At 36.4% G+C, this 4,310-nt stretch carries 4 protein-coding genes; 3 read left to right on the top strand and 1 reads right to left on the bottom strand.

Going from position 1 to position 4,310, the window contains the following annotated elements; genetic code table 11:
- From B4F08_RS13455 to B4F08_RS13465, 3 genes are all read left to right on the top strand, one after another.
- Positions 1 to 688 (top strand): NAD-dependent epimerase/dehydratase family protein (locus B4F08_RS13455; RefSeq protein ID WP_291374741.1); only part of this gene is annotated, 688 nt, incomplete at its 5' end.
- Between the two features lie 299 nt (positions 689 to 987).
- Positions 988 to 1,113 (top strand): hypothetical protein, encoded by a 126-nt coding sequence (locus B4F08_RS13460; protein ID WP_291374743.1) that lies wholly within the window; start codon positions 988 to 990, stop codon positions 1,111 to 1,113.
- Between the two features lie 79 nt (positions 1,114 to 1,192).
- Positions 1,193 to 1,846, top strand: a complete 654-nt coding sequence (locus B4F08_RS13465; RefSeq protein WP_291374745.1) for a hypothetical protein — start codon at positions 1,193 to 1,195, stop codon at positions 1,844 to 1,846.
- A gap of 931 nt (positions 1,847 to 2,777) precedes the next feature.
- On the opposite strand, the gene plsB is transcribed toward B4F08_RS13465, so the two are convergent.
- Positions 2,778 to 4,310 (bottom strand): glycerol-3-phosphate 1-O-acyltransferase PlsB (gene plsB / locus B4F08_RS13470; protein ID WP_291374747.1); only part of this gene is annotated, 1,533 nt, incomplete at its 5' end.

Here is a 4,310-nt window from a genome sequence, read left to right on the forward strand (position 1 = left end):
TCAAGATATTCATCAGTTGGATTTATCCCAAGTCGCACCGATTGATGCTGTGTATGTCTTACTCTCGCCTGAGGGCAGTACGGTGGAATCGTATCAGCGAACTTTTGTAGACTCGATTGCACCCATGCTACATGCCTTAAAAAGTCATCCTTTAAAAAAAGTGATCGTGGTTTCTTCCACCCGTGTATATGGTGAAAGTGCAGGTGAGCGAGTTGATGATGAGACTTCTCCTCAGCCAAGTGATGCGCAAGGGCAGGTGCTATTGAATATGGAAGCAACATGGCAGCACGCTTATCCTTATGAATGTGTGATTGTACGTCCAACAGGCATTTATGGAACCTCAGTTACACGTATGATTAAACTTGCAGAAACCACAAAATCTTATCCTAAACTGCATTGGTCGAACCGAATTCATATTGAGGATTTGGCGGCTTTTTTAGCGCACTTGCTTCACGTGGAACATACTGAAAAGTCTTACATTTGTAGCAATAGCCAACCACTGCCTTTACATGAAATCATGCAATGGTTTCAACAGCAGTTAGGACTGCCAGCTTTGGTTTTGGAAAGTGATGCACCATCAGGCAAGCAAATTTATGCTACGCGGATGCAGAAGATGAATTTTGAATTACAGCATCCACATTGTTTTGATGATTATTTGGCATTGTTAGAAGAGCGTGAGTCAAAATAATTTTTTACTTTCACTCATAAAAAATGTGAAGCATCGTTTGGGAAATGGGTGTGGAACGTGGAAATTCAGTTAAAAAGCCCAATCATAGTAGTTGGGCTCCACTCAATACGGTAAGATGCTGAATTATAAAAACAAAAAAGGTGTTTAGTATAACGAGTATTCTAATAATTTTAGGAAAGCTAACATATATTAATGAAACATATTTCATTCAACTGAATGGTTTTTAATAAAAATAGTTATATAATAAATACATATATTTATTAGAAATAAGTTTACTTAAATTATTTATAGAGTAACCAATGGAACTTGAATTAGATTTAGTAATTGATACTCCTAATTTCTCAGTTGATATGAAATCAGGTCTAACAACTATGCAAGGTGTATCAGATGCTGTGCGTCTAATTGCAGAAACCGTAGCTAACTGATGAAGTACCAAGCAAGAACACATCTAGGAGTAGTGTACGTACACGCTAAAAAAAGAATTTTAGTGGTTCATATGGACAAATGTTTAGTGTTGAAGCATTTGAAGATGAAGCAATAAAAAGACTATCTTTTGTAGGAAAAGATAATTTAGCAGAGATTATCGAATATTATTTTTCTGAAGCCTTCTATCAAAATTATCCTCCTTTAAGTCCAAAAGCTAAGTCAATCATCAATAGTTTAGGTGATCAGTCTACGGTCTTAATCAAAGCATTAAGAAAAAAAACGCTCATAGATAACATTCATAATGTACCTAATAATTTTGGCTACGATGTAAAAATTAGATATAGACAAAGAGAATCAGAAACTAGAGTGTTGCAAACATTTACTGAAGAAACATATGAAAAAATGTCAGCTAAAGAATCCAATAAAATTATTGAGTTAGAAGTTTTAATTACTCGATTCAATACATTTACTGGTAATGGAAGACTACAAATTAAAGGCAAAAGAGAAACAATTGCGTTCGGTATACAGGCTTATAAAGTCATGAACTTAACTAGTAAAAAATTATTTTCTAAGAACTTAGATGATAATAACGGTATTACCGAAAATGAAGATATGAAATATCTCAAGATCAAAGCGACATCTTTACAGAAAAAAGATGGTGATGTTGTAAAATATCTAGTCAGAGAAGCAAGCTTTGTAGAAAACCTAATTCGTGAGAAAACTGTTGAATAAATATCTAATAACAATAGCTACACTAGTTATTGTTATTACTCCAATTTTATATTTTTACCAATTTTCTGTGGTCCTACATTACCCTTGGTCAAAAGATCAAGGTGTCTGGTCAGATTTTGGAAGCTTTTTAGGTGGGACTATAAGTCCTATTCTGTCATTCATTACATTTTTTATTAATTCAATCACTTAATCATCAAAACTTAGCTAATAAAAAACTTACTGAGCAACTTGAAAGCAACATCGCGAATGAAAATTTAAGGACTTTTGAGAATCTATTTTTTAATTTAATAGGACTTCAAAAGGACATATATAACAGATTTAAAATATATGTTTTAGTAAATAATGAAAAACATACTCTATATAATGAAGAAGCTGTTAAAAAGGTAGAAGATTTACTTGATCAACAATTTGAAAATGGTGTTCAAATTGATAAAATTAAAGAGTTATATGAGACTATAGATGAAGAATACAATATATATGATGTATTTAGATCATTTTCTAGTATCGTAAAACTTATAGAAGAAAAGCTTAATACTGAAGAAAATAGAAAATCATACTATGAAAAACTGATTAACCTAACAGACTACGCACATTTACGTTTAATCTGCGCATCTGTTCAATTTGAAGATAGTTGTAATGCTCAATATCTAAAAAATAATAAAGAATTTCATCAAGTTCTAGAAAAAGTTAATTTAAACTTTGAACTATATCAATACTAAATCAACAATGCTTCCACTTCCTCAAGTTCATACAGCCTTTGGGCAAGCCCTCTAGGCTGAGATTACGATTCACACATCACATCGACACGTTATCAAGCTTATTTGAATCCATTTAACATAAACTTCTTATACGAAATAGATTTTAATTTTTATTCATAGGCTTACAGTATAGGCACCTACCTTTTGTAGATACCTATGCTTTTAAAAAGAAGTTACTTCTTCTTACGTTTCAAACGTTTCTTCGCTTGTTCAGCAGCGACTTTGTCTAGCGTGTCTTTTAGCTCTTCATCGCTGAAAGTGGTGATGTGTTGCAACATTTGTAGCGTGACATCATCTAGTACCAAGTTGGCATATTGCGCAACGTTTTGGAAGTTCTCATCAAACACAATCGCGTTGTCTGAGTTAGTGCTGATATAACCCTGTTGCGTCAGCACTTTAATAAAGCTCTGGAACAAGGCTTTATCAAAGAATTCAGGTGAGTTGAACTCATATAAGACAGACAGACGTTGACCCACCAAATGACTGAGCTCTTCAACCTGACGCGCTGAAATATTCCCAGAACCACGCTGTGTAATTAATGCAAGCGTCATGTAGTAACGCTCAAGACTCTGCATGACTGGCGCTGCCAATACCACCAACTGGTTATGATTTTCGCTGTTTGGAGCAGGAGAAATCAAGTGGCCTTCGGTATCTTCAGAAATCAGCTTGGCTTGAATCAACCCATCTACATAAGCGCAGATTTGATCTTTGAGTTCAGCATCTTCCCATTTTAAAAACAGTTCTGCTTTTAAAAATGGATAGAGCGTGCGAATCACATTGATTAAATCACCACGGCCAATGGTTCCATTGTGTTCAACCAAAGCGGCAACGAGTGATGGCAATACAAAGGCATGCAAAATGTTATTACGGAAGTAGGTCAGCAGTACCGCTTGATTGTCCGCAATCGCAATGATGTCGCCCAGTACGTGATTGACGCGTTTGATCAGTTTCAGCTTTAAACCATAAGCAATGATTTCTTTACCTGATAATGGCGTGACCAAGAGGCGCTCATCATAAGGAAGAGTGGTTAACAACTTGCGATAGGTATCAAGCTGTTTGATACAGATTTCTTCATCAAGCGTATGCTTCTCAGTAGCCAACAGAACCAAAGACAGTAATGAAACGGGGTTCACCACAGCGGCACGGTTAATATTTTCTAAAATCGCATGTGCAGAACTATTCACAGCATCAGAGACTTCTTGCGGAATTGGATCATCATTTTTAGCAATGTGTACATTCTCAGCGCCATGCTTTTTCAGCATGTCATCTAAGAAGACTGGTTCGCCAAAGTTGAGATGGACTTTACCGAAAATACGTTCAATTTTGCGTAAAGTTTGCAGAATTCCAAAGACAGACTCTGCTTCTTTCGGTTTACCGTTCATCTCACCGACGTAGGTTGCACCTTCCATCAAGCGTTCATAACCGATATAGGTCGGAACAAAGACAATCGGTTTGGCACGACCACGCAAGTGACTGTGCACCGTCATCGCCAACATGCCTGTCTTTGGTGGTAGCAGACGACCTGTACGTGAACGACCACCTTCGATGAAGTATTCTAAAGGCGTGTTACGCGACAAAATACTGTATAGGTATTCTTTAAAGACCGAAGTATAGAGCGCGTTACCGCGGAAGGTACGGCGAATAAAGAATGCACCGCCACCACGTAAAATTTGCCCAACAAATGGCATATTCAGGTTATCGCCCGC

It is taken from the genome of Acinetobacter sp. UBA6720 (assembly GCF_002454215.1).
Taxonomy (GTDB): domain Bacteria; phylum Pseudomonadota; class Gammaproteobacteria; order Pseudomonadales; family Moraxellaceae; genus Acinetobacter.